Genomic DNA, 24,519 nt, shown 5'->3' on the forward strand with positions numbered 1-24,519 from the left:
GGTCAGGACGGCCGTCCGTCACTTTGGTCAAAACGAACGACTGCCGGGGTCCGGCCCGCCGCCGCAGCATCTCCGGCATGTTCAACCCGCAGGATCCGGCCTTCGTCCAGGACCCCTATCCCACATACCGCGCGCTGCGAGAGCGGGCGCCCGTGCACTTCTCCGAGGCGTTGAACGGCTGGATGTTCACTCGGCACGCGGACGTGCAGCGGGTGATGAACCATCCGAAGATCATGCGCCCGCCGGCCGGCGACATGCTGCTCGGCCGGGTACCGGCGGACGTACGCACGTCCCTGCAGGCGTTCGAACGCAGGCTCGCCACGTCGATGCCGTTCTCGAACCCGCCGCGGCACACGCGGTTGCGCTCCGTCGTGGCGCAAGCGTTCAACCGCGACGTGGCGGAGGGACTGCGGCTGCGGATCCAGCGACGGGTCCAGCACCTGCTCGACCGCCTGCAGGACGCGCGCCGCGGCGAGCTGCTGGAGGACTACGGGTATCAAATCCCGACGTGGGTGATCATGGAGCTCTGCGGCCTGCCGCAGGAAGACCTGCCGATGATCAAGGAGCTGGTCACCCGGATCACGCCGATCATCGGGCAGTGCCTGCCGACCGACGACCCGGCGGGCGCCGCGACGACCGCCGCGGCCGCCACCGAGGAGTTCACCGTCTACCTCGAGGGGCGCATCGCCGAAGTGCGCAGGTCACCACGTGAGGACCTGCTGTCGCGGCTCGTCGAGGCGCCCCTCACCGCCGACGAGATCACGCTGACCGTGCTCATCCTGATCATCGCCGGCACGGAGACGACGACGCACTACATCACCAACGCCATCCACACGTTGCTGCGGCATCCCAGGCAGCTCCGGATGCTGCGCGACGACCCGTGGCTGATCGAGCGGGCGGCCGTCGAGCTCCTGCGGTTCGAGGGGCCGGTGCCGTTCCTCACCCCGGAGATCGTCAGCGAGTCCGTGGTGATCGGCGGTGTGGAACTGCAGCCGGGCGAGCTCGTGTACGCGGTGATCGGCGCGGCCAACCGCGACCCCCAGCAGTTCTTCGCGCCCGAGGAGCTCGACCTGACCCGCCCGATCGGCGGCGTGCTCTCGTTCGGCGGCGGCATCCACTTCTGCATCGGCCGCCACCTCGCACAGATGGAGGCGCAGATCGCCATCAGCGCGATCGTCCGCAGGTTCCCCAAGCTGCGGCACGACGACGCGGAACCGGTTCCGGTGTGGCGGGCCGACCCGATCCTGCGCGGACTGACCGCTCTACCCGTGATCACCTGCTGAAACGTGAGTGGTTGACAGGTTGTGGGCGACCCGCTATCCAGACGTGAGAGCGCTCCCACAGCGCTCGTCTGGAGGGTAGCAATGACGCTCACTCGACGAGTCCGGACCCGTCTCTCGATCTCGCTGGCGGCGACGGCCGCGTTGGCGTGCGGGGTGCTCGTGGCGGTGCACCCCGACGCCGAGGCGGCGATCCCGCCGACACCACCGGGGTGGACCCAGGTGTTCGGCGACGATTTCACCGGCGGCGCGGGCCAGTTGCCCAACGGCGGCAACTGGCGGTTCAGCCTCGGCCACAGCTATCCCGGCGGCCCGCCCAACTGGGGCACCGGCGAGATCGCGGCGCACACCAACAACCCGGCCAACGTCAGCCTCGACGGCGGCGGCAACCTGCGCATCACGCCGCGCAGAGACGGTGCGGGCAACTGGACGTCCGCGCGCATCGAGACCAACAAGCAGGACTTCAAGGCACCGCCCGGCGGCGTGATGCGCATGGAGGCCCGCATCCAGATGCCGAACGTCACCGGCGCCGGCGCGCTCGGCTACTGGCCCGCGTTCTGGGCGCTCGGCTCGCCCTACCGCGGGAACTGGTGGAACTGGCCCGGTGTGGGTGAGTTCGACATCATGGAGAACGTCAACGGCGTCGACCGCGTGTGGGGCGTGCTGCACTGCGGCGTCGCGCCCGGCGGGCCGTGCAACGAGAAGAACGGCATCGCGAACAGCCGGCCGTGCCCCAACGGGTCGTGCCAGAGCACGTTCCACACCTACCGGTTCGAGTGGGACGCCTCGGTCAGCCCGCAGCAGTTCCGGTGGTACGTCGACGGCCAGCTGTTCCACCAGGTCAACCAGAACCAGCTGCCCGCGGACACGTGGAACCAGATGACCGGCCACGCGGGCTACTTCATCATCCTGAACGTCGCCATCGGCGGCGAGTTCCCCGACAACTACTCCGGCACGAAGACCCCAGGCCCCGGCATCGTGCCCGGAATTCCCATGGTCGTGGACTACGTGGGTGTGTGGACACGCGGCGGTGGCGTGCCTCCAACCACCACGACTCCCCCGCCGACGTGCGGCCCGCTGGTCTCGCGGAACAAGCCGGTGCAGGCGTCGAGCATCGAGAGCGGCAACCAGGCCGCGGCGTTCGCGGTCGACGGCAACCCGTCCACCCGCTGGTCCAGCGCGCACAACGAGCCGAACTGGTGGCAGGTCGACCTGGGCTCGGTGCAGCCGGTCACGCGGGTGCGGATCAACTGGGAGGCCGCGTACGGCCGGGCGTACTCGATCCAGCTGTCCGACAACGGAAGCAGCTGGCGTGACGCCTACTCGACGTTCGCGGGCAACGGCGGAGTCGAGGACCTCGCGGTCGTCGGCAACGCTCGTTATGTGCGGTTCAACGGCATCAACCGGGCGACCGTGTACGGCTTCTCGTTCTGGGAGTTCGAGGTCTACGGCGGTTGTGGCGGCACGACGACAACCACGTCACCCGGTCAGCCGCCGACCACCTCGCCGGGTCAGCCACCGGGACAGTATCCGGCGTGGGCGCCGGGTGTTGCCTATTCCGTGGGCACGAAGGTGTCCTACGGCGGCCTCAACTACCAGTGCCTGCAGGCGCACACGTCGATCGTCACGTGGGAGCCGCCGAACGCGGCGTCACTCTGGCAGCGGATCTGATCGACATGTGATCGTCTGCGCTCGGCGCGTCACTTCCGTGCCTCGGTAATCGCGGCTACCGTCGTTTGCCGAGGTCACGGAGGTGATCATGGAGTGGGACCGAATCAGCAGGACCGCGCGTATCACCGTATTGGTCGGGATATGCGTCGTCGTGCTGCTTCTCCTGCTCCCAGCAGCGATCAAGATGAGCACGGGCGCCGCGGCCCCCGAATATCTCGGCTCGATGCGCGACTGGCTATGGCCCGCCGCGGTCGGCCTCTCCTTTTTTGCGGTGGGCCTGCTCGTATGGGAACGCGTCCGCGGGGGTGAAACCAGCAGCCGTTCAGCAGCACTCGATCGAGTGGAATCTCGCGTACGAGCCCGCCTGCACGCTTCGTTGGCGACGCAGAGCCGCATCAAACTCGCACTGGCCCGCCAGCCCCGCGTCTCCGTGCGCGTGGCGGGCGAGGAACTCGACACCGACGACCTCGAGTCGGTCTTCAACCGCATAGATCAGCCGATCGTGCTACTCGGCTCACCGGGCAGCGGCCGCACGACGTTGATGCTCGACCTGTGCCTGCGCTTGATCAAGCGCGCCCGCTACGACCCGGAGGCCCCGGTCCCGGTCGTCGTCGATCTGGCTACCTGGTCGGCGTACGACACGCGCGGCCCCATGGAGTTCGGCGCGTGGCTGCAACGCGAGCTGACCAGGCGTTACGGGATCAGCCGCTCCGCGGGCACGATCTGGCTGCGGCGCAAGCGGCTGGTGGTGCTGGTCGACGGTCTCGACGAGGTCACTCCGGCCGACCGCGCCCAGTGCGAGTACGACCTCGCGCCCTACACGTCGGTCCTGTGCTCGTCGCGTCCGGTCGCCGAGTTCGTGCCGGTGTACGTGCAGCCGCTGACCCGCGGCCAGCTGCAGGAGTACATCGCCGCCGTGTCGCCGCGTTTGGACGGCCTGCAGACCGCTTTGGACAAGGAGCCCGCGCACTGGGACACGCTGACCACGCCGTTGATGCTCAACCTGGTAGCGCTGACGTACCGCGACCGTGAGGCTGACTTCCCTTCCGACCCCGTTGCCGGCTACATCGTCGAGCGGCTGGCCGGCCAGCGTGCGGCCGGTCCGACGATTCGGGCTTTGAAGTTCTTGGCTCGTTTGAAACGGCCTGATCTGGCTGCGCCTGCTCGGTTGCCCCACCGTCGGGCGTGGATCGGCCTGGTTCCTACCCGTCCGTTGTGGCTGCTTTTCGTGCGTGGTGTGCCTGCGGCGCTGGCCGGTGCTGTTGCCGCGGTGTCTGCTCTGGTCGGTCTGCGGTTCGGGGTTGTTCCTGGGGCTGTTTGTGCGGTCGCTTCGTGTGGGCTGGCCGCCTGGGTGATGCCGCTGCCGCACGTGTTCCGGCCGCCCGGTCGGGCGCACGGTGTCGTGGTGTGTTTCGTCGGGTTTCTCGGCGGTTTGGTCGGTGGCGGCCTGGCCGTGGCCCTCGGGTTGTGGCTGGCTGGTTTGACCGTCGGGTGGCCACCACTTGTGTCCTTGTCGGTCGTGCTGGTCGTGACGTTCGTGCTGGCGTTGGGCATGGTTCAGGGGCAGGCGCCCCTGCCTTGGGCGTTCCTGATCACCGCGATCCCCGGTGTCGCGATGATCTGGACCGGGCCTTCGGTGTTGACCGGGCTGTGCGTCGGGTTGGTCGTCGGGATCTTCGGTGGCGTGTTCTGTGCGGCCGCCGGCCGGGTTTGGGATTCCGTGCTGCCCGCTCAGCACGCGCGCTTTGTTGTGACGCGGCCTTGGTGGGTGCAGCCGCTGGTGCCCCTGTTCGGTCTCGCCTGCCTGGTCGGTCTGCCTCGTTTGGACGGTTGGCTGGCTCCTTCTTTGGGCCTGCTGGCCGGGTTGATGATCACTCCTACTGCGGCTCGCGACTATGTCTGGCCGTTCGATTCGTTGGCCGAGTTCTCGGCCGAGCTGCTGTCACGGCCGCTCGTGGTGGGTGAGTTGTCCTTGCGGCGCAGGGCTTTGCTGCACCTGGCGTCCGACCGGTTGCTACTGTCTCATGTGGACGGTGAGTACCGGTTCCCGCACTCCGTGCTGCGCGACCACCTGGCTTCGTGCGACCCGATCGCCCTGTCGGGTGAAGTGCGCCGCCGTTCCTGATTTGCCCCTGGTTTTGAACCGACCTTCGTCGCAGGCCGTACGGCCTGACATGAAGAGACGAAGGGAAGTGAGTGGATGAGACTACCCAAGGGCTGGGCCATACCGGCGGGTTTGTTCACGCTGGTCATCCTCGGTGGCGGCACCACTTTCGCGCTCGCCGGCTCCTCGTCGGCTGTCTGCGAGGGCCAGAACCTGACGTTCTCGGCCGAGGGCGGTGCGCCAGGGGTGACCAGCAACCAGTTCCCGGTCGGCACCCAGCTCCGGATCACCAACCTCGACAACAACAAGTCCACCACCGTGCCGGTCGTCGGCGTGTCCGGCAGCTGTGCGTTGCTGAATGCCGCGGCGATGGACCAGGTCCGTGAGCCTGGCAAGAACGTCATCCGTCGCAACCGGGTGGAGAAGGTCTCGGGTCCTGCGGCTGCTCCCGCAGCTCCCGCTGCTCCGGCCGCTTCGGGTCGGGAGGTTTGTCAGGGTCAGGCCCTGACGTTCTCAGCTGACGGTGGCGCTCCCGGCGTCACCAGCAACCAGTTTCCCGTCGGGACGACGTTGCGCATCACCAACCTCGACAACAACAAGTCCACGACAGTGCCCGTGACCGGCGTCTCCGGCAGCTGTGCCCTGTTGAATTCCGCGGCCATGGAGCAGGTCCGCGAACCCGGCAAGAACCTGATCCGGCGCAACCGGGTCGAGCTCGTCTCCGGGAAGCCTGCTGCTCCCCCAGTTCCCCAGAGTTCCCCCGCCGGCGGCCAAGTCGTGTGCGCGGGGTCCACGGTGACGCTCTCCGGCGAGGGCGGTGCACCCGCGGCGTCCAGCAACCAGTTCCCGGCCGGGACCAAGCTCCGGATCACCAACCTGGACAACAACAAGTCCACCACGGTGTCCGTGACCGGCGTCTCCGGCAGCTGTGCGCTGCTCAACAACGCGGCCTTCGAACAGGTCCGCGAGCCCCGCAAGTTCCTCATCCGCCGGGCGCGGATCGAGAAGGTCGGCTGAGCCTGCGGCGGCGGAGCCTCACGCGCCGAGGCTCCGCCGCCGCAGACCACTTCGGACCGGTCGTCTCGAGGCCTCGCCGCCGCAGCCCACTCGGACTGACTGACCCCAGGGTCGGCTGCCGTTTCGTACGTAGTCCGCCGCTTGCCCCCGCGCGCTTCCTTATGCGCTCAAAGCGTACCGCGGGGGTCTGACAATTTCGCCGCTCCGCCCCAGGTCGCCGGTTTATCGGTGTTCTGCACTTTCGGGTACATCAGCAACACAGCTATGGCAGTTGGTACCGGTACTCCGTCGGCGTGAGATGTTCCTCCTCGGCCTGCCACGGCCGGTACTCGCGCAAGTCCCCACCCGTAGCGCTCTTGTTCACGTAGTCCACCTCGATCCGAGACACCACGAAGAGCGCATGCTCGGCTTCGCAGGTCTCGGGATGATCCACCTCTTGCCTAGTCAGTGTCACGTGTTCCCGCGCGGTGCGGGTTCCCTTGACCTCCACGTGCAGGTCCTTGAGCTCGGTGTGCACGCAGTCCAGGTCGTAGCCGAGCTTGAGCGCACCTACGCGTTCGACCTGATAGCCGAGTTTTTCCAGCTTCTCCGCTGCAACGTCCTCGGCTCGCACCTCGATGGCCCGGTTCACGACCGGGTCCGGCGGCACCCTCCGGCGCGACTCGGCGACCTCCCGGCTCAGGCTGGACTCCAGTGGGCTGTCCACATCGGACCTCTCGTCGCCGCACAGGTCGGCCAGGAAGACCATCGCATCAGTGAGATCGCGCAGGAGGTCTGCATCCACCAGGTCGCCGGCGTACGTCCACGACCTGATGGCCGCGCCGTCCTGCCTGACCTCCAACGCGACCTGTGAGCGCACCAGGTACGCGAGCGAGTAGCGCGCATCAGGCCGAACGTGCACCTCGTCGGCGTGCGCGGTGATCTCAAGTACGCCGAGCCCCAGCCGCGAGGCTTCAGGCCCGACGATCGGGCGCAGCCGGTCCGCGACCGCGGCCGGGTCTCGGCGGCGGAGCGCCTCGGCGAGCCCGAGATCCGCGCGGCCGGCAAGATCGTCCTCGAGGCGCTTGGCGTCCTGCGGCCCGTAGCCGGGCACCTCCAGCCGCAGCCGGATCTTCTTGGTGGCGTTGCTCGCCTTCGGTGCACCCGGCTGCTGCCCGACTCGCCCTGCCCGCTCGCCGATCTGCTTGCGCAGGCGGTCCATGTCGCCGTGGTCGACGAGCCGCAATGGCTCGGTGAGCAACGCGCGCTGCGCCGATGTCAGCTTCAGCTTGTTGATCGCATGATCGGAGTCGACAAACCCCTCGGTGATCACCGCATTGCGATCCCGCAGCCGGGTGAGCAGCACGGTCAACGCCTTGCGGTAGTCCGGATTCGTTGCCGGTCTTGAGCCGTGAATGCCGGAGAAGCTCTCCATGATCAGCGCGAGCTGACCGCCGTCCGCCACCACCGTGTACTGGGCCAGCAGCTCGCGGCCCCCATCGAACGCATGCATCAGCCGGCCAGCACCTCGAGGATCTGTTCGCCGTACTTGGCCAGCTTGTTCTCACCAACCCCGCTGACCTGCCCCAACTCGTCCAACGACCCCGGCGCCGACGTGGCGATCGCGCGCAACGTCGCATCGTGGAAGATCACGTACGCGGGCACGCCCTGCTCCCGGGCCGCAGCCGCCCGCCAGGCCCGCAACTGCTCGAACACCGGCTCGGCCTCAGGCGAAAGCTCCACAACAGCAGCCTTGGGCTTCTTCGACGAAGAGGAAGACGCAGCCTTAGCCGCCCGAACCTCACGGCGCAACATAACGGAACGCTTGCGCCCCAAGACATCCGAGGCAGCCGGGGTCAGCACAAGAGTCGAATACTCACCCTCGACAGCCAACAACCCCTGAGCCAGCAACTGCCGGACAACCCCACGCCACTCACTCTCGTTGAGGTCCGACCCGATCCCGAACACGGACAACGAATCGTGGTCGAACTGAATGACCTTGGCCGTCTTCCGCCCCAACAGAATGTCGATGGCCTGACCAGCCCCGAACTTCTGCCCCCGCTCGTTCTTCAACCGCCACACGGTGGACAACAACTTCTGGGCAACAACAGTCCCATCCCAGGACTCAGGCGGCATCAGACACGTATCGCAGTTCCCACAAGAGGAAGCAGACTCCCCGAAGTACCCGAGCAACTGGGCCCGCCGGCAGGACACCGACTCGCACAGAGCGAGCATCGCATCGAGGTGCAAAGACTGCCGACGGCGATGCGCGAGATCCCCCTCCGAAGACTCGATCATCTTGCGCTGCTGCACCACATCCTGCAGCCCATAAGCCAACCAAGCGGTGGACGGCAACCCATCACGCCCAGCGCGACCCGTCTCCTGGTAGTACCCCTCGACCGACTTGGGCAGGTCGAGGTGAGCCACAAAGCGGACGTCCGGCTTGTCGATACCCATCCCGAAAGCGATGGTCGCAACCATCACCAGCCCATCCTCACGCAGGAACCGAGCCTGGTTGCGAGAACGCACAGACGAATCCAGCCCAGCGTGGTACGGCAAAGCCGGAATCCCGTTCTCCACCAAGAAGGACGCGTACTTCTCAGTCGACGCACGGGACAGGCAGTACACGATCCCGGAGTCACCGGCGTGCTCACCGCGCAGCAACTCCAGCAGCTGCTTCTTGGGCTCCTTCTTCGACACGATCCGGTACTGGATGTTCGGCCGGTCGAACGACGCCACGAAGTGGCGGCCGGACTCCAGGGACAACCGGGAAGCGATCTCCTTGCGCGTCGCCTCGGTGGCCGTGGCCGTCAGGGCGATGCGCGGCACCGAGGGCCACTGTTCGTGCAGCGAGGCCAGCGACAGGTAGTCCGGGCGGAAATCGTGGCCCCACTGCGACACGCAGTGCGCCTCGTCGATCGCGAACAGGGCGATCTCGCCCTTGTCGAGCAGGCGCAGGGTGGACTCCGAGCGCAGGCGTTCCGGCGCCAGGTACAGCAGGTCCAGCTCACCCGCCACGTACTCGGCCTCGACCAGGGCTCGCTCGTCCGGGTACTGCGTCGAGTTGAGGAAACCGGCTCGCACGCCCAGGTCACGCAGCGCGTCGACCTGGTCCTGCATCAGGGCGATCAGGGGCGAGATGACCACGCCCGTGCCGCGGCGCACCAGGGACGGGACCTGGTAGCACAGCGACTTTCCGCCGCCGGTCGGCATCAGGACCAGCGCGTCACCACCGGCGATGACGTGCTCGACGATCTCCTTCTGCTCGCCTCGGAACGAGTCGTATCCGAAGACGCGCCGCAACGCGTCTTCGGAGTCTGCGAAGTCCATGGCTCGGGATCGTACTGACGGACCCCGACAATCAGCGGAGCGTGCCCGTGACCTCCACCGGCACCCTCGAAGCGGTCACAGGCGCGGCCGACCCGACAATCCCGGCTCCTACCAGCGGAATTCGGACCGACGTGCCGGACAGGTCGACTGTAAGAGAAGGCAGCTGCGACGGACGACTGATCGCCGATGAGTCCGTGCCGCCGATGATCAACGCCAGGCGGTGGCCGGCGGGAACGATGTGGTCGGCGGTCGACAGGCGGAACGTCATCGAGTACCTGGTGCCGGGCACCAGCGTCCGCGGCTGCGACAACGACGCGTAGTTCGCCAGGTCCGCCCAGCCGCGCGCGACGACCTGGGCGTCCACCGAAGCCGACGTCGTTCGGGTGTCGAAGTAGCAGGCGTCGTCACCCGGACGGTTCTCGCCCCAGCACGACTCCGTCGACAACGTCTCGATGCCCTCACCCGACCGCGTGACAGCCGATCCGTAGTCCACCAGCAGCGCCGTCAGGTGGGCGGTCGGCGTGGACGACGACACCGACACCGTTATCGAGGACGTTCCGGCGATGCGCAGGTCCGACCCCAGCACTGCGGTCGCGTACTGCACCCGTCCGGCCGCACTAGAAACCCACTTAGAAGGCGTCCCACTGCCGTTGTCCGTGAAAGAAGCCGTACCGGACCCGGCCACGGTTCCGAGCCCCGAAGTCGACGGATAGAACGTCTGCAGTCCGGTGCCCGCCGGCGGCCACGTGGCATAACGCGCCCACACGTCCGGCGACCGCTCGACGTCGAGCGCGGGCTCGTTCTCGATGCCGTTCGGCACGTCCAGCAGCCAGCGGTCGAACCAGCGGTTCAGCGTCTTCACCCACTCCGCGCGCCGGAAGTCGAACGGGTCGACGTGCGCGGTCTGCGACAACCAGACCTTGCGCGGCACGGAAGCGGGAATCGCCGCCAGGAACTGGCCGTAGTTCAGCGGCTTCACGTTCTGGTCGTGCTGCCCGTGCACGACGAACACCGACGCACGGACATTCGAAGCCTTGCGCACGAAGTCGCGTTCCTGCCACATCGGCGTGTAATCGCCGTTCGCCGGCGCGCCGGACGTCATTTGCTGCCGCACGGCGCCGCACCGCGACTGGGCGTTGGAGTTCTCGAACCCGGAGCCCAGCGAGGTCGGCGTGCCGAAACCGCGGAACGCCACGCCGTCCGAGCGGAACCAGTCGTACCAGGAGCTGATGCCCGCGATGGGCACGATCGTCTTCAAACCGGCGATGCCCGTGGCGGCCACACCCTCGGTGACCGTTCCGTCCCACGACTTGCCGATCATGCCGACCGCACCGGTCGACCACGAGGCCGAACGAACCGAGCCGCCGGTCACCGCCGAGTAGCCGGTCCGGCGGCCGTTCAGCCAGTCGATCACCGCGGTGCCCGAGCTGATCTCCGCCTTGCCGCCGACGTCCACGCAGCCGCGGGAGCGCGACGTGCCCGCGAAGTCGACCAGCACCACCGCGTACCCGCGCGGCACGAAGTAGTTGTCGTAGAACAGCGGGAACTTCACCGGCACACCGGCCGAGTCGTACGTCTTCTTCTCGCCCTCGTTGCCGCGGCCCGCCGTCGTGTAGTACGGCGACGCGTCCATGATCACCGGGACCTTCGAGGACACGGCGGGCCGAACGATGTCCGCCGCCACGCGGTCACCGGCGCCGTCGCCGTCCAGGTCAAGACCGGTGTCGACCCAGACCGTCTCACGCACAGCGTCAGCCAACGAATGGATGGGCTGGGTTACGCCGTTCGCCAGCTTGAACGCCGGTGTGGCGGCCGAAACGGGAACCGGGATCACCAGCAGGGTGCCCACCAACGCCAGCAGAACGCGAAGACGCTTCATGGAAATTCACGCTACGGAGACGATCTTTCACCCATCAGGGCCGAAAGTCGGATTCCCATAACGCGAGAGACAGACGGAAAATGCCGCGATGACGTTCACCTACGAGGCCCCGCCCACCCGGATCGTGTTCGGCCGGGGCACCGTCGCCCAGGTCCGCGGTGAGGTGGAACGTCTGCACGGCACCCGCGTCCTGCTCCTCGCCCGGCACGCGGGCGCCGACCGGATCGCCGCCGAACTGGAGGACATCCCGACCACGAGGTTCGGCGGGGCGGCCATGCACACGCCGGTCGAGGTCACCGAGCGGGCGCTGACGATCCTGAAGGAGCACGGCGCGGACTGCGTCGTCGCCCTCGGCGGCGGCTCCACGACGGGCCTGGCCAAGGCGCTGGCCGCGCGCACGGGCGTGCCGCAGCTGATCCTGCCGACGACCTATGCGGGCTCGGAGGTCACGCCGGTGCTGGGCGAGACCGAGCACGGCGTCAAGAAGACCCGCTCCGGCAAGGAGATCCAGCCCGAGACGGTCATCTACGACGTCGACCTCACCCTCGACCTGCCGATCGACGTCACGGTCACCAGCGCGATCAACGCCCTCGCGCACGCCGTGGAAGCCCGCAACGCCAACCCGTACGTCGACGCGATCGCCCACCGGGCCATCCACGGCATCGTGCACGCACTGAGCGGCAATCCGTCCACTGTGGACGCACGAACCGAGCTGCTGCAGAGCGCGTGGCTCGCCGGAACGTGCCTGAGCGTCGGAATGGGGTTGCACCACAAGCTGTGCCACGTCCTGGGCGGCACGTTCGGCCTGCCGCACGCCGCGACGCACACCGTGGTGCTGCCGCACGTGATCGCGCCCGAACCGCTGGCGACCACGATCCACGAGATCGCGCGACGCTTCGGCGTGCCCACCTCGCTCCGGGAGCTCGGCATGGCCGAACAGGACCTGCCGAAGGCCGCCGAACAGGTCCAGCACGACCGCGCGCTGGACATCCTGACCAGGGCCTGGCGCGGCGTCACACCCTGACGACGATCCGTTCGTAGCTGCGGAACAACGGGTTGTTGCGCCAGTCGGACACCGAGACCAGCTCGACGTCCCGCGCCACCAGGGCACCGATCGCGATCTGCCCGGTCAACCGGGCCAGCGGCGCGCCGAGGCAGTGGTGGATGCCGTGCCCGAACGCGATGTGCCCGGCGGCTTCGCGCGTGATGTCGAAGGAATGCGGTGAAGGGAACCGCGCACCGTCGCGGTTGGCCGCTCCCAACGGCACCAGCACGAACTCCTCGGCCGGAATCGTCACTCCCCCAACGGAAACCGGCTCCAGCGTGAACCGCAGCGTCGCCGTCCCCGCCGGTCCCTCGAACCGCAGCAGCTCCTCGATCGCGCGCGGCAGCAACGACGGGTCCGCCCGCAACTCCGCCAACGACGCCGGGTGCTGCAACAAGGTCACAACACCGTTGCCGATGAGGTGCACGGTAGTTTCGAAACCCGCCGTGAGCAACAGGAACACCATCGACACCAGCTCGTCCTCGTCGAGCCGGTCGTCCACGTCACGGGCCTGCACCAGCGCGCTCACCAGGTCGTCGCCAGGCGCGGAACGCTTGCGCGCCACCAGGTCCGTGAGGTAGTCGGCCATCACGGCGAACGCCTGACCGACCGCCTCCGGTGAGGCACCCTGCGTGATCGACTGGGACATCGAACGGAACCGGTCGCGTTCCGGCACAGGTACCCCGAAGAGCTCGCCCGCCATCGTGCCGACGACCGGAAAGGCGTAGTCCTCCACCAGGTCGACCTCACCGGACAAACCGGACAGCAGCTCGGAAACGATCTCCTCGAGCCGCGGCCGCAGCAGCTCCACGCGCCGCAACGTGAACGCCGCGCCGACCAGTCGCCGCAACCGCGTGTGGTCCGGCGGGTCGAGGTTGAGCATGTGGTCGCGCAGCAGCTTCGAGATGAAAGTGCGCCGCACGCCTTCCTCGCGTGCGATCTTCTCGTACAACGGCGTCGCGCGCCGCGAGTCCTTGCTCAGCGCGGGATGCGCGAGCAACGCGCGGGCGTCGTCGTACCGCGTCGCCAGCCACACCCGTTGCCCGTTGGGCAGCCGCACCGGGCAAACCGGACTCTCCACCCGCATCCGGTCGAACCACTCGTGTCGGCGCTGGCAGAACTCTCCGTCGAGAATCGGCTCATCCCCCATGCTGACCAGCATAGACACGCAAAGTCGGATGGGTTGTACGACTTGGGGATGATGTTTCTCCAGACTGTCGGCAGATGTGCGAACCTGTCGGCGAGCTGAAGACTGCTTGACATGACGAGCCCGTTGGAGCTCTCCCTGATCAACGGGCCGGTTCCCGCGATGATCACTGCCGGGGGCGCGGTCGCACTGGTCTTTCTCGCCGTCACGCGGCGCCGCACGTGGTGGACCCGCGTGCTGCCGATCGTGGTGGCGGCGTGCGCGCTGTTCACCGCCGCGCTGTGGTTCTTCGTGAACCGCGTGTGGCGCCCGTTCCCCGAACCGGTGCCGGCGCTGGTGATCGGCTGGCTCGGCATCGCGGTGCTCGGGCCGGCGCTCGGCGTGGCGCGGTTCTGGCACACCCGCTGGTGGATGCGGATCCTCGTCACCCTGGCCGCGGTCGTCGTGCTGGTCAGCGGGCTGTCCGGCGTGAACCAGTTCTTCGGCCAGTACCCGACGGCCCGCGCCGCGCTGGGGCCGTTGCTCGGCGAGACGACCGACCTCGAGGAGGCGGCCAAGCCGGCGACGGACCTGGTCACCGGCAAGCTCGCGGACACGTGGAAGGCACCGAAAGACCTCCCCGAGAAGGGCACGGTCTCGGAGGCGCCGATCCCGTCGACCACGAACTTCAAGCCGCGCAACGCATGGATCTACCTGCCGCCCGCGTACCACGTCAGCCCGAGGCCGAAGCTGCCCGTGCTGGTGCTGCTCGCCGGGCAGCCGGGCACGCCGCGCGACTGGTTCGACGCCGGTCAGCTCACCCAGCACTTCGACGCGTTCGCCAAGCAGCACAACGGACTCGCGCCGATCGTCATCGTGCCGGACCAGCTCGGCTCGATGACGGCCAACCCGATCTGCGTCGACTCGCACCTCGGCCACGTCGAGACGTACCTCGCGAAAGACGTGCCGCACTGGGTGAAGACCCGGCTGCAGGTCGACGACCAGCGTTCGGCGTGGACGATCGCGGGACTGTCGCAGGGCGGCACGTGCGCACTGCAACTGGCCGTGCGCGCACCCGAGGTGTACGCGAACTTCATCGACATCTCCGGGCAGCGCGAACCGACGGTGATCAACACCGCCGAGACCATCCGGATCGTGTTCAACGGTGACGCCGCCGCGTACCACCGCGTGAACCCGATCGACATCTTGCAGACCAAGAAGTTTCCCCAGAGCGCGGGGGTGATCGTCGCGGGCGCGCGCGATCCCTACTACCGCAACGAGGACCGAGAGGTGTTTGAGGCATGTCAGCGAGCGGGCATGGACATGCGCTGGACGGAGTTACCGGGCGGACACGACTGGAACGTGTGGCGCCCTGGGCTCTACGAATCGCTCCCGTGGCTGGCGCAGCGCACCGGATTGGTCGCTTAGGCCGCCGGGCTCCGTTCACCGCGGGCGCGGTGCTGACGCTGTGGATCGTCGGCGCCGCAACGGGATCGCTCTTCGACGGTCCGTCCGAAGAGCTGATGGCCGGCATCGGGTTCGGCATCTCGTCTCCACTGTGGACGGCTGTCACGTCGATGCTGTGGTGCGGCAACTTCGCCGGCTACCTCGGCACCACGGCGTTGCTGGTGCTGTTCGGCCCGGTCGCGGAACGGGAGCTCGGCACCGCGCGGGCGATCGCGTTCTTCCTGGTGAGCCAGGTCTTCGGCGTCTTCACGGGTGCCGGGGTGGCGCGGCTGGGTGAGCTGATCGGCTGGCAGTGGCTGTCGTCGATGAACTTCGAGCTGGCCGTGATGCCGTCGGCCGGTGTCGTGGGCATGGCGCTGGCGACGAGCTTCCGGCTGCCCGAACTGTGGCGCAGGCGCGTGCGGCTACTGCTGATCATCGCGTTGCTGGTGCTCGCGCTGTACTCCGGCTACTTCGAGGACGTGCTGCGGCTGTGCGGCGGCCTGGTGGGCCTGCTCGCCGGCGCGCTGGTCGTGCGCACGCGGACCCGGCCGTCCCCGCCGTCGCACGAGGAGACCCGCGTGCTGGTGGCGTTGCTGATCGCGGCATCGGCGCTCGGCCCGGTCGTGGCGATGCTGTCGCCGTTCCCCAACGGCCCGCTGGCGTGGTACAGCGAACTCGTCGCGATGCCGCAGCCGGACATGGACCAGATCATCACGTTCTGCGCGGATCCCACTACGCAGGACCAGTGCCGGACCATGACCGCGCAGGCGGCATACGGCCGGTTCCCGGCGATGATCATGTCGGTCATGCCCGCACTGCTGATGCTGGTGCTCGCCGAGGGCGTGCGCCGCGGCCGCCGGTTCGCGTGGTGGGGCGCGCTCGCACTGAACATCGGGCTCACCGGACTGACCATCTGGTACGTCGTCGAGGCGCTGCAGTACGTGGACCACGTCACGCCCGGCGTACTGCTCGAGTACAGCATCCCGGTACTGCTGTACGTGGCGATCGCCGTCGTGCTGCTGGTGCTGCGCAAGCACTTCCCGTTGCCCACACAGGTGCGCCGGTTCTGGCGGCTGGTGGTCACCGGTTTCATGATCTTGAGCGGGCTGTACATCTTCGGCGGGTTCCTGGCCCGCGACCAGTTCACGCCCGAACCCGGTTTCCTCGAACTGGTGGCGGACCTGCCGTCCCGCTTCCTGCCGCCCGGCTATCTCGGGCTGCTGCCCGCGCGGTTCAGCGCGGACGACATGATCGCGAAGCTGCTCTTCGAGTACACCGGTGTCTTCTTCTGGCTGATCGTGTTCGGCGGCGTGCTGCGGGCGTCGTGGCGCGCCCGGCCGTCGTGCACCGAAAGCGCGGCACAGCAGGCGCGCGAGCTGATGGTGCGTCACGGCGGATCCTCGTTGTCCTACATGACGACCTGGGACGGCAACCACTATTGGTTCACGCCGGACGGCCGCGCAGCCGTGGCCTACCGCGTGGTCGCCACGATCGCGCTGACCGTCGGCGACCCGGTCGGTGAACCGGACGCGCGCAAGGCCGCGGTGCGCGGTTTCGCCGAGTTCTGCGCGCACGAGGGGTGGACGCCATGCCTGTACAGCATCAGCGCCGAGCTGCGTGACTCGGTCCGGGCGCACGGCTGGCAGACCGTCCAGGTCGCCGAGGACACCGTGATCCCGTTGCCGGCACTGGCTTTCACCGGCAAGAAGTGGCAGGACGTGCGGACCGCGTTGAACAAGGCCTCGAAGGAGGGCATCACCGCGGAGTGGTGGCGCTGGGCCGACCTGCCGCTCGCGTTGAGCGACCAGATCCGCTCGATCTCCGACGAGTGGGTGGCGGACAAGGGCCTGCCGGAGATGGGGTTCACGCTCGGTGGTCTCCCGGAGCTCGCCGGTGACGGGGTGCGGCTGCTGCTCGCGGTAGACGCCGACCGGACCGTGCACGGCATCACGTCGTGGCTGCCCGTGCATGTGGACGGTGCGGTGGTCGGCTGGACGCTGGACTTCATGCGCCGCAGGGCGTGCGGGTTCCGGGGCTCGATGGAGTTCCTGATCGCCTCGGCGGCGCTGACGTTGCGCAAGGAGGGCGCCGAGTTCCTCAGCCTGTCCGGCGCTCCGCTGGCGCGACTGGATCGAGGCGAGCAGCCGCGGGCGTTGCAACGCGTGCTGGACCTGACGGGTCAGGTGCTGGAACCGGTGTACGGCTTCCGTTCTCTGTTTGCCTTCAAAGCAAAGTTCCAGCCCGTGTACCGCCCGATGTACATGGCGTACCCGGACTCGGCGGCGCTGCCGCGCATCGCCAACGCGATCGGCCGCGCCTACCTTCCGCACATGAGCGCGCGGCAGGGCTTTCGTTTGGCGTCGAAGGTGATTCTCGCGAAACGCGTCATCCGTAACAGTCCGACTCCGTTGCACACCAAAGCTTGACAGCCATTCGAACACGTGTGCGACAGTGGACGGGTGAGGTACGAGGACGAGGTGCACGAGCTGCGGCGGCTGGTAGCCGCACTGCCGATCTGGCGGACCGAAGTCCGCAGTGGACAGACCGTGGTGATCGACGCGCGCAGCAACGACGTGATGCTGCGCGTCGAGGGCGAGTGGACTTCGCATCTCGTCCGGTTTTTCGACGCGTTCGACCGCTACAGCCTCTTGCATCTCGTTACGCTGCTCGACACTCTTCCGGAGCCACCCGAGGCGCGAACCTTCTTGGCCTCATTGCGTAACACTGCGCATTTTCCTGTTTGACCCCAAGCATTTTCGGCCGACAGCATCGGTTGCGTGCTCGACGTCCACGTCTCGTCCCACCCGTACCTTGCCGACCACTCCATCGAAGGCACACCCGTGGTGCCGGTCGTCATGGCACTGGAGTGGTTCACAGCCACGGTCGCCCGCTGGACCGGACCGTTGAACTCACTGACGCTGCACGGGGTCGACGTCCTGCGCAAGATCACCCTGCCCGGCTTCCACTCCGCGGGTGATCAGTTCATGGTCCGCTGCCGCATCGAGGAGTCGCAGATCGACCTGCGACTCCTCGGTCTGGGCGGGGTGCCGCACTACCGGGCCGCGGTCCAGCCGAGCACGTCGTACAGTCCTGACTGGACTCTTCCCGGCGACCTGCGTCCCCAGCCGATCGACTACGCGGGCAGCGTGTTGTTCCACGGCCCCGCTTTCCAGGCGCTGCACCGCATCGACGGCATCACCCGCGATGGCGCGGCGGGCGCGGTGGTCGGCGCGAGCAAGCTCGGGTGGCCCGGCCGCGACAACTGGCACTGCGACCCGGCCGCGCTGGACGGCGGACTGCAGCTCGCCGGGCTGTGGATCGCCGAGCAGATCGGCTGCCGCTCACTGCCCATGTCGGTCGGCGAGTTCCGCCTGCACCGCACCGGACTGCTCACCGAGCCGATCCGCTGCGTGGTCCGGCACCGCACGACCGACGACACGTTCACCTTCTGCGACATCGGTTTCCTCGACGACTCCGGGCCACGATGGGAACTGATCAACACCCGCTTCATCCTCGACCCGAACCGCTGACGCCCGAACCCGGTGAAACTGCGCGTAGCTGCCGAACCCGGCTTCGAGTGCCGCCGACATCGCCGTGGCGCCGCCGTCGTGCAGCAGCCGGAACCGGTGCAGCCGCTGCTGGTTGCGGTACCGCGTCAGTGAGATCCCGGTCTGTGCCTTGAAAAGCCGGCTCAGGTAGGTGGGACTCAACCCCACTGAGCGGGCGAGCTCCCCGAGCCCGCCCGCGTGTGGATCGGTGCGCAACGCGTGCGCGACCGCGCGGACCGCGGGGTGCACGTCCGTGCTGTCGACCACCTCGTCGCTGTCGAGGAACGCCCGCCACGCCACCGCCAGCAGGTAGCCCAGCCCGGCGTTGATCACCAACGGATCCCGCGCAGTCCGCAGGTCGGCGAAGAGCCGCGACAACGCCCGCACCGCGCGCGGCCCGAGGTGCCGGGAGAACGAGCCGGGCGGGTCCTCGCCGACGAGTGCGGGCACCGTGCGGGCGACCACGTCCGGGGTGAAGACCGCCCACCACAGCTCGTGGTCGGCGGACCGGTCGACCAGCAGGTGGTCCTGTCCGGGGAAGAGCCAGGTCAGCGCGCCGGGTGCGAGCTCGTACCGGCGGTCGCCGAGCAGGTACGTGGCCGTGCCGTGGACGACGAGGTTGACCTCGAGCTCGACGTGCCGATGCCGCCGCACCCGGACGTCGCCCCGGTGCCGCATCACCAGCCCGTCGAGTCCGGCGGGCAGTCGCAGGTCTTCGAGCATCGCAAGAAATGATAGGTACGGGTCGAGGAACGAGAAGACCGCGTCGCGTCCGGACTCGATCCTCGAACCATGGATCTCCTCAGCCCCCAGCACATCCGGCAGTTCCACGACGACGGCTTCTTCGTGCTGCCGAACGCTCTGCCACCACAGGATCTGCAAGACCTCCGCGGCGAGTGCCGGCGGTTCGTCGAGCAGCGCGACGCCGAGATGGACGCGCTCGGCGTCGACCAGCTCGACCTCGACCGCCGCGGCAGCCGCTACTTCGTGCACGCCTACGACCAGAGCACGGTGGCGCGCCGGTTCCTGTTGTCCGGGTTGATGGCGGGGATCGCGCGGGCCGTGCTGGGTGACGAGGCCCATCTGTTCAACGAGCAGTACGTCGTGAAGGCCGCCGAGCAGGGCATGAAGTTCGGCTGGCACCAGGACTCCGGGTTCGTCGACTACCCGCACCGGCCGTACCTGACGTGCTGGGTCGCGCTCGACGACGTCACCGAGGAGAACGGCACCGTGTACCTGCTGCCCTATCCGCGGGCCGGCACCCGTGAGGTCGTGCCGCACACGGTCGAGGCGGGGACGAACGACCGGATCGGTTACACCGGCGACGATCCCGGTGACGCTGTCGTGGTGCCCGCGGGCAGCATCGCGTGCTTCTCCAGCACGGTCCTGCACCGCAGCGGGCCGAACACCACGCCTCACGTGCGGCGGGTCTACCTGGCCCAGTACTCCGCGGGCCCGATCCTGGACGCCACCGGCACCGCCCCACGCCACCTGGCCATCCCGCTCCCCTGAATGCGATGAGGGGACCCTTCATGGCGGTCAGCGCTTGCAAAGCTCCCCTCATGTCACTCTCCCACTCCCCTGAACGACCGTTATGGCCACCATCACGGACCTGAGGTCCGCGAAGGTGGCCATAACGGCACTAGGCGGGTCAGCCCACCGGCGGGGCCATGTCGAACCAGTTGAAGGTCTCCACGAACTGGCGCGTGGTGCCCTGGTAGCGCGCACCAGTCAGCTCCCAGCGCGTCACGTACTTGTAGGTGCCCGGCTCGAGGCTCTCGTCCACGTCGGTGTTCGGGTCGTCGGACACCGGGCTGTACTGCAGGATGTTCTTGCGCTCCAACGTGACGTCGAGCGACTCGTAGGCGGACTGGGTGTTCAGGTAACCGGGGTCGCCGTGGTCGAGAGCACGGCCGGGGTCGGCCAGCTTCAGCGTCATCGTGCTGCCGTTGAACGTGCCGTTGGCCGCGACGACCGTGACGATGTGGCCACCGCCGCGCTGCAGGCTGCCCGCCGCCGGGCCGGCCGAGTAGCGGCCGTACACCATCTGCACGGGCCCTCTGGCCAGCTTCTTGGCCAGGTCACCCGCGAAGTCCGTGGCGGTCTTCGAGTCGATGTTGCCGACCGCGGTGGCCCAGCCCGCGTCACGGGCGGGCTTGGTGGCGATGTTCCACGCGGTCTGCAGGTTGCTCATCTTGGTGCCGCCGCTGTACTTGGCGTCCACGCCGATGCGCCAGATCGAGTTGGTGACGACGTTGTAGTCGGCGGGGTCCTGGGGGTCGAGGTCCTTGGTCTTCGTGGACAACCAGCCGACCGGCGCGTTCTTCTCGTGGCCCCAGTAGTGCAGGACGTTGTACAGCGAGGCCGGGCCGCAGTAGGCGTTGCCGTTGTTCTCCAGACCCGCGCGGAACTGGTCCACGTCGCTGACCCCGCACTGCTTGACCTCGAAGACCGGGCCCACGAGGTCGGTCACGCGAGTGCAGGGCGCGGGCTGGGCGATGTCGGCGGAGGCGACGCCCGGCAACGCGATGGTGGAGAGAGCGGCGGCGGCGAACAGAGCCTTGCGGATCATTTTCTTTCCCCTTACCTGTGGTGTTCCTTCCGTGAAACAAGATTCGCGGAGCGGAACCCCCAAAGGCATGAGGGACGATCCCTCAACCCTCAAAGGCGAAAGTTGGGTGTATCAGGCCATCCCCCACCCGACTCTGTCTCAGGCAAGAACGCGGGCCAGGTCGCGCCGGCCGCTGATCCCGAGCTTGGTGTAAATGCGCCCGAGGTGGTTCTCCACCGTCTTCGGGGTCACGAACAACTCCTGCGCGATCTCCCGGTTCGCCCGGCCCAGCGCGGCCAGGTCCGCGACCCGGCGTTCCGAGGCGGTCAACGACTCCAGCCCCACGAACGTCTCGCGCCGCGGCCGATCCCCCAACGCCTCCAGCGCCTCGACCGCGCGGGCGCGCAACACGGACGACCCGCAGTCCGACGCCAGCTTGATGCCCCGGTGCAACGGGTCGCGGGCGTCGGACCGGCGGCGCGCCACCCGCAGCGCCTCACCGAGATCGACCAGCGACCGGGCCAGCTGCAGCCGGGCCGGGGACGCGGACAGCACCGACACGGACTCGGTGAGCAGCTCGAGCCGCCGGTCGGGACACGCATACGCGAGCAGGCGCAGCGCGACGCCGATCTCGGTCGCCGCACCCCATTTGCGCGCGATGGCGAGCTGTTCCTCGGCAAGGGGAACAGCGTCCTCACCGAGCAGCATCAACGCCCGGACCGCCGGTTCACGCCACGGGATGGTCGGCGGATCGACCCCGGCGGCGGCCATCAGGTCGCGCTGCCGGTACGCCTCGGACAGCGCCCGCGAGGGATCACCCTGGGCCAGCGCGACCAGGGCCCGCGGTTCGTGCAGCCACATCGTCGGGATCATCGGCGGCCCGTCGAACGCCGCGAGCACCGAGAAGGCCGCGTCCACGTCCCCGCGTTCCAGGGCCGCATAGGCCGCGAAGTGGGTGGCCGTCGCGCGCAACGCCACGACGTGCTGCGACGCGTCGAAGTCCCGGACGGCCTCGAGCACGCCCTCGGACTCGGCGTCGATGAACTTGACGTTGCCCAGCCGCCAGTTCAGGAACATGGCCGCGTTGGACACCATGGCGAACTCGACCGGTGAGCCGTGCGCCCGCACCCGCAGCCGGGCGCGGTCGATCTCCCGGCCCGCCTCGTCGACGCCATCTGTCGACACCAGCGCGAGCACGGCGACCACCCACGCCACCATCGCGTCGGTGCTGCCGGTCGCGTCGTCGAGGTAGGCGCCGTTGGCGAGCGCCCGCACCGCCGTCGCCCGCACCTCGTCGGCGGGCCACACCTCGTAACGGCCCATCTGCGCGAACAGCCCGAGCAGGGTGCGCTCGTCGGGCGTGCCGCCGCTCAGGCCAGAAAAGGAGCTCAGGTGTTCGGACGCGATGTGCCGCTGGTCCGGCAGGAACGACCGGATCACCGCGAGCCGGGCCTCCAGGTGCAGCCGGCCGTCGCCGTCGGGGCGCGTGCGGATCGCCTCGGACAGCTCGGCGATCGCGGCCTGCGGCCCGGAGACCAGCGCGGTGGCCGACGCGGCCGCGGCCACGAGCTCGGCGTCCGGCACGCCGCCGGCCGCGGCCCTGAGCTGGCGTTGCGCACCCAGCGCGTCGCCGGCGCGCAGCAACGCCCGGCCCAGCTCGGCCCGCAGGCCGGCGTCGTCGGGGTCCTCGTCGACGGCACGGGTCAGGTGCGCGGCGGCCGTCGTGGCGTCACCCGCGGCGAGCAGTGAGGACGCGGCCTTGCGCAGCACCTCGGCGGCGTTCGGCAGGGTGCCCTTGGGGGCTTGGACGAGGTGCGCCGCGACCCGGTCGTACGGCGCGTTCGCGGCGAGCAACGTGGTGGCGGCGCGCGCGTGCAGGCCGGCCCGCGCGACCGGGCCGAGGTCGGTGAGCACGGCCTCGCGCACGACGGGATGCACGAACACCAGGTGGTCGCCGTCGCTGGTCAGCACGTTCGCGGCGGTCAGCTCCTCGACCGGGCCCGGCAGGTCGGCGAGTTCGGCCAGCTCGGCGGCCTGCCACGGGTCGCTGCCCATCCCGAGCACCGCGACCGCGCCCGCGAGCCGCACCGCCTCGGGTGACACGCGGCCGAGCGCCGCACGGAACACCGTGCTCGGTCCGAGCTTGCCGACCCGTGCCGCCGTGTCCGGCGAGTCGAGCGGCAGTCCCAGCGCGTCGAGTTCGTCGACCAGCACCTTCGCGAGGAACGGGTTGCCGCCGCTGGCGTCGTGCAACGCGGCTACGACCTCGCGTGACGGTGAGGTGATCAGCTTGCCGAGTGCCTCGGGCGTGAGCGGGCGCGGCAGCAGCCGTTCCGCCTGCCGCGACACGCTGAGCTGGGCGAGCGGACCGGTGTTCTCCGCGGGCGGGCGGGTGGCCACGACCAGCGCGATCGGCAGGTCGGCGATGCGCCGCGAGAGGTAGACCAGGAACTGCAGGGACGACCGGTCCGCCCAGTGCGCGTCGTCCACGGTGATCAGCAACGGCCGGGTCGACGACAGGTCGACGGCCACCCACCACAGCGAGTGCAGCGTGCGGGCCAGTTCGGCCTCGCCTGGGTCGGCGGCGGCCTGGTTCAGGGCGTCGAGTGCCGCGCCGGACGGCCCGGCGAGGATCTTCTCCCGGATCTCGCCGCTGTACCGGGAGACGGACCGCTCGACCATCTGCCGGACGACGCCCCACGCCATCGCGCTCTCCAGCGCGTCGCCGACCGCTTGCAGGCGCCCGAACCCACGGGCCTTCGCGAGGTCCCGCGTCTCCTGAACCAGCTTGGTCTTGCCGATGCCCGCCCGGCCCTCGATGACGACGACACGGCCCTCGCCGCGGGTCGCCGACTCCAGCGCCGCGGTGATTCCGGCGAGCTCGGAGTCCCGTTCGAGGGCGGTCATCCGACGAGTCTCTTCAGCCGGTCGGGGTCGCGCAGCGGCCTGCCGTGTCCGAAGAGGACGAGCTTGGGCCGCAGTTCGGCGAGCCGCCGCATCGACTCGCGGTTGCGCTCGTGGTCCCAGGTCAGCAGCTTCGGGGGCGCGGCCGGGCGGAACACGTTGAAGAACACGTCACCGCAGATCAGCACGCCGTCGTGGTCACGCCACAGCGCGATGTGCCCCGGCGAGTGGCCGGGCACGTCCAGCACGGTGAACCCGGCGATCTCGTCGCCCTCGACCAGTCCACGCGCGACCGGGTGCGGCGGTGGCATCTTCATCTTCCCGAGCAACGCGGGCAGGCGGCCGGGCGCGGGCACGGGCCGGGCGTGCTCGATCGCCTCGACGTCGCGCCGACCGGCCCAGAGCGGAACGTCGCGCGCCTCGCACACGGCGTGGCTGGAACCGAAGTGGTCGGGGTGCGCGTGCGTGACGACGTGCGCGCTCAGCCTGCGCCCGTCGAGCTGGCGCATGATGCGCCGCCGCGCGGCGGGCGTGCCCGCGTCGACCAGGACGTCCTCCACCAGGTAGGCGTTGATCGTGTGGGGCGGCCTGCCGAGCAGCTGGTGGACCCCTGGGGCGAGCTGACGCACGCGCGTG

The 24,519-nt window shown here is 68.8% G+C and carries 16 protein-coding genes and 2 pseudogenes; 10 read left to right on the forward strand and 8 right to left on the reverse strand.

Annotated features, from left to right (window positions below; genetic code table 11):
* The first annotated feature begins 77 nt into the window (after positions 1 to 77).
* From QSK35_RS08530 to QSK35_RS42820, 4 genes and pseudogenes are all read left to right on the forward strand, one after another.
* Positions 78 to 1,283, forward strand: coding sequence for a cytochrome P450 (locus QSK35_RS08530; RefSeq protein WP_285743975.1), 1,206 nt, complete (start codon positions 78 to 80; stop codon positions 1,281 to 1,283).
* 81 nt (positions 1,284 to 1,364) lie between these two features.
* Positions 1,365 to 2,951 carry a discoidin domain-containing protein gene (locus QSK35_RS08535; RefSeq protein WP_285743976.1) on the forward strand — a complete coding sequence of 529 codons (1,587 nt, stop codon included), beginning with the start codon at positions 1,365 to 1,367 and terminating at the stop codon, positions 2,949 to 2,951.
* An 88-nt stretch (positions 2,952 to 3,039) separates the two neighbouring features.
* Positions 3,040 to 5,076 (forward strand): NACHT domain-containing protein, encoded by a 2,037-nt coding sequence (locus QSK35_RS08540; RefSeq protein ID WP_285743978.1) that lies wholly within the window; start codon positions 3,040 to 3,042, stop codon positions 5,074 to 5,076.
* 747 nt (positions 5,077 to 5,823) lie between these two features.
* A pseudogene (locus QSK35_RS42820) lies at positions 5,824 to 6,072 on the forward strand (hypothetical protein); the annotation flags it as partial.
* A gap of 262 nt (positions 6,073 to 6,334) precedes the next feature.
* Here the strand turns inward: QSK35_RS42820 and QSK35_RS08550 are convergent.
* From QSK35_RS08550 to QSK35_RS08560, 3 genes are read right to left on the reverse strand one after another with little or no spacing between them, the layout of a single operon-like run.
* Positions 6,335 to 7,564 (reverse strand): protein NO VEIN domain-containing protein, encoded by a 1,230-nt coding sequence (locus QSK35_RS08550; protein WP_285743980.1) that lies wholly within the window; start codon positions 7,562 to 7,564, stop codon positions 6,335 to 6,337.
* The gene (gene recQ / locus QSK35_RS08555; RefSeq protein WP_285743982.1) at positions 7,564 to 9,381 is read right to left on the reverse strand and encodes a DNA helicase RecQ; all 1,818 of its coding nucleotides are present in this window, start codon (positions 9,379 to 9,381) and stop codon (positions 7,564 to 7,566) included. Before recQ ends, QSK35_RS08550 begins: the two co-directional genes overlap by 1 nt.
* Before the next feature lie 31 nt (positions 9,382 to 9,412).
* Positions 9,413 to 11,260: a Xaa-Pro dipeptidyl-peptidase gene (locus tag QSK35_RS08560; protein ID WP_285743984.1), complete on the reverse strand. Its 1,848-nt coding sequence runs from the start codon at positions 11,258 to 11,260 to the stop codon at positions 9,413 to 9,415.
* 88 nt (positions 11,261 to 11,348) lie between these two features.
* Between QSK35_RS08560 and QSK35_RS08565 the strand changes: the two genes are divergently transcribed.
* A complete protein-coding gene (locus tag QSK35_RS08565; RefSeq protein ID WP_285743986.1) occupies positions 11,349 to 12,284 on the forward strand; it encodes a maleylacetate reductase in 936 nt (311 codons plus the stop codon).
* On the opposite strand, the gene QSK35_RS08570 is transcribed toward QSK35_RS08565, so the two are convergent.
* Entirely contained in the window at positions 12,274 to 13,455 is a 1,182-nt protein-coding gene (locus QSK35_RS08570) for a cytochrome P450 family protein (protein ID WP_285743988.1), read from the reverse strand. The two genes, QSK35_RS08565 and QSK35_RS08570, sit on opposite strands and share 11 nt — an antisense overlap.
* A 111-nt stretch (positions 13,456 to 13,566) precedes the next feature.
* Here QSK35_RS08570 and QSK35_RS08575 point away from each other — a divergent pair, with 111 nt between their 5' ends.
* Genes QSK35_RS08575 through QSK35_RS08590 form a run of 4 tightly spaced genes read left to right on the forward strand, consistent with a single transcriptional unit; the run spans position 13,567 to position 18,410 of the window.
* Positions 13,567 to 14,859, forward strand: coding sequence for an alpha/beta hydrolase (locus QSK35_RS08575; RefSeq protein WP_285743990.1), 1,293 nt, complete (start codon positions 13,567 to 13,569; stop codon positions 14,857 to 14,859).
* Positions 14,860 to 14,888: 29 nt separating this feature from the next.
* Entirely contained in the window at positions 14,889 to 17,306 is a 2,418-nt protein-coding gene (locus tag QSK35_RS08580; protein WP_285743992.1) for a bifunctional lysylphosphatidylglycerol flippase/synthetase MprF, read from the forward strand.
* A 33-nt stretch (positions 17,307 to 17,339) separates the two neighbouring features.
* Positions 17,340 to 17,624: a hypothetical protein gene (locus QSK35_RS08585; protein ID WP_285743994.1), complete on the forward strand. Its 285-nt coding sequence runs from the start codon at positions 17,340 to 17,342 to the stop codon at positions 17,622 to 17,624.
* A gap of 33 nt (positions 17,625 to 17,657) precedes the next feature.
* Positions 17,658 to 18,410, forward strand: a complete 753-nt coding sequence (locus QSK35_RS08590; protein WP_285743996.1) for a polyketide synthase dehydratase domain-containing protein — start codon at positions 17,658 to 17,660, stop codon at positions 18,408 to 18,410.
* A gap of 21 nt (positions 18,411 to 18,431) precedes the next feature.
* Here QSK35_RS08590 and QSK35_RS08595 read toward each other — a convergent pair.
* A pseudogene (locus tag QSK35_RS08595) lies at positions 18,432 to 19,151 on the reverse strand (helix-turn-helix domain-containing protein); the annotation flags it as partial.
* Between the two features lie 69 nt (positions 19,152 to 19,220).
* Between QSK35_RS08595 and QSK35_RS08600 the strand changes: the two are divergent.
* Positions 19,221 to 19,940, forward strand: a complete 720-nt coding sequence (locus QSK35_RS08600; protein ID WP_285743999.1) for a phytanoyl-CoA dioxygenase family protein — start codon at positions 19,221 to 19,223, stop codon at positions 19,938 to 19,940.
* Positions 19,941 to 20,079: 139 nt separating this feature from the next.
* Here QSK35_RS08600 and QSK35_RS08605 read toward each other — a convergent pair whose 3' ends face one another.
* The 3 genes from QSK35_RS08605 to QSK35_RS08615 form a co-directional block, all read right to left on the reverse strand.
* On the reverse strand, positions 20,080 to 21,000 hold the full coding sequence (locus tag QSK35_RS08605) for a hypothetical protein (protein ID WP_285744000.1): 921 nt from the start codon (positions 20,998 to 21,000) through the stop codon (positions 20,080 to 20,082).
* 138 nt (positions 21,001 to 21,138) lie between these two features.
* Positions 21,139 to 23,886, reverse strand: coding sequence for a helix-turn-helix transcriptional regulator (locus tag QSK35_RS08610; RefSeq protein ID WP_285744002.1), 2,748 nt, complete (start codon positions 23,884 to 23,886; stop codon positions 21,139 to 21,141).
* Positions 23,883 to 24,512, reverse strand: a complete 630-nt coding sequence (locus tag QSK35_RS08615) for an MBL fold metallo-hydrolase (protein ID WP_285744004.1) — start codon at positions 24,510 to 24,512, stop codon at positions 23,883 to 23,885. The genes QSK35_RS08610 and QSK35_RS08615 overlap by 4 nt, the downstream gene beginning before the upstream one ends.
* Positions 24,513 to 24,519: the final 7 nt, after the last annotated feature.

Source organism: Lentzea sp. NBRC 105346, assembly GCF_030269605.1.
Classification (GTDB): domain Bacteria; phylum Actinomycetota; class Actinomycetes; order Mycobacteriales; family Pseudonocardiaceae; genus Lentzea.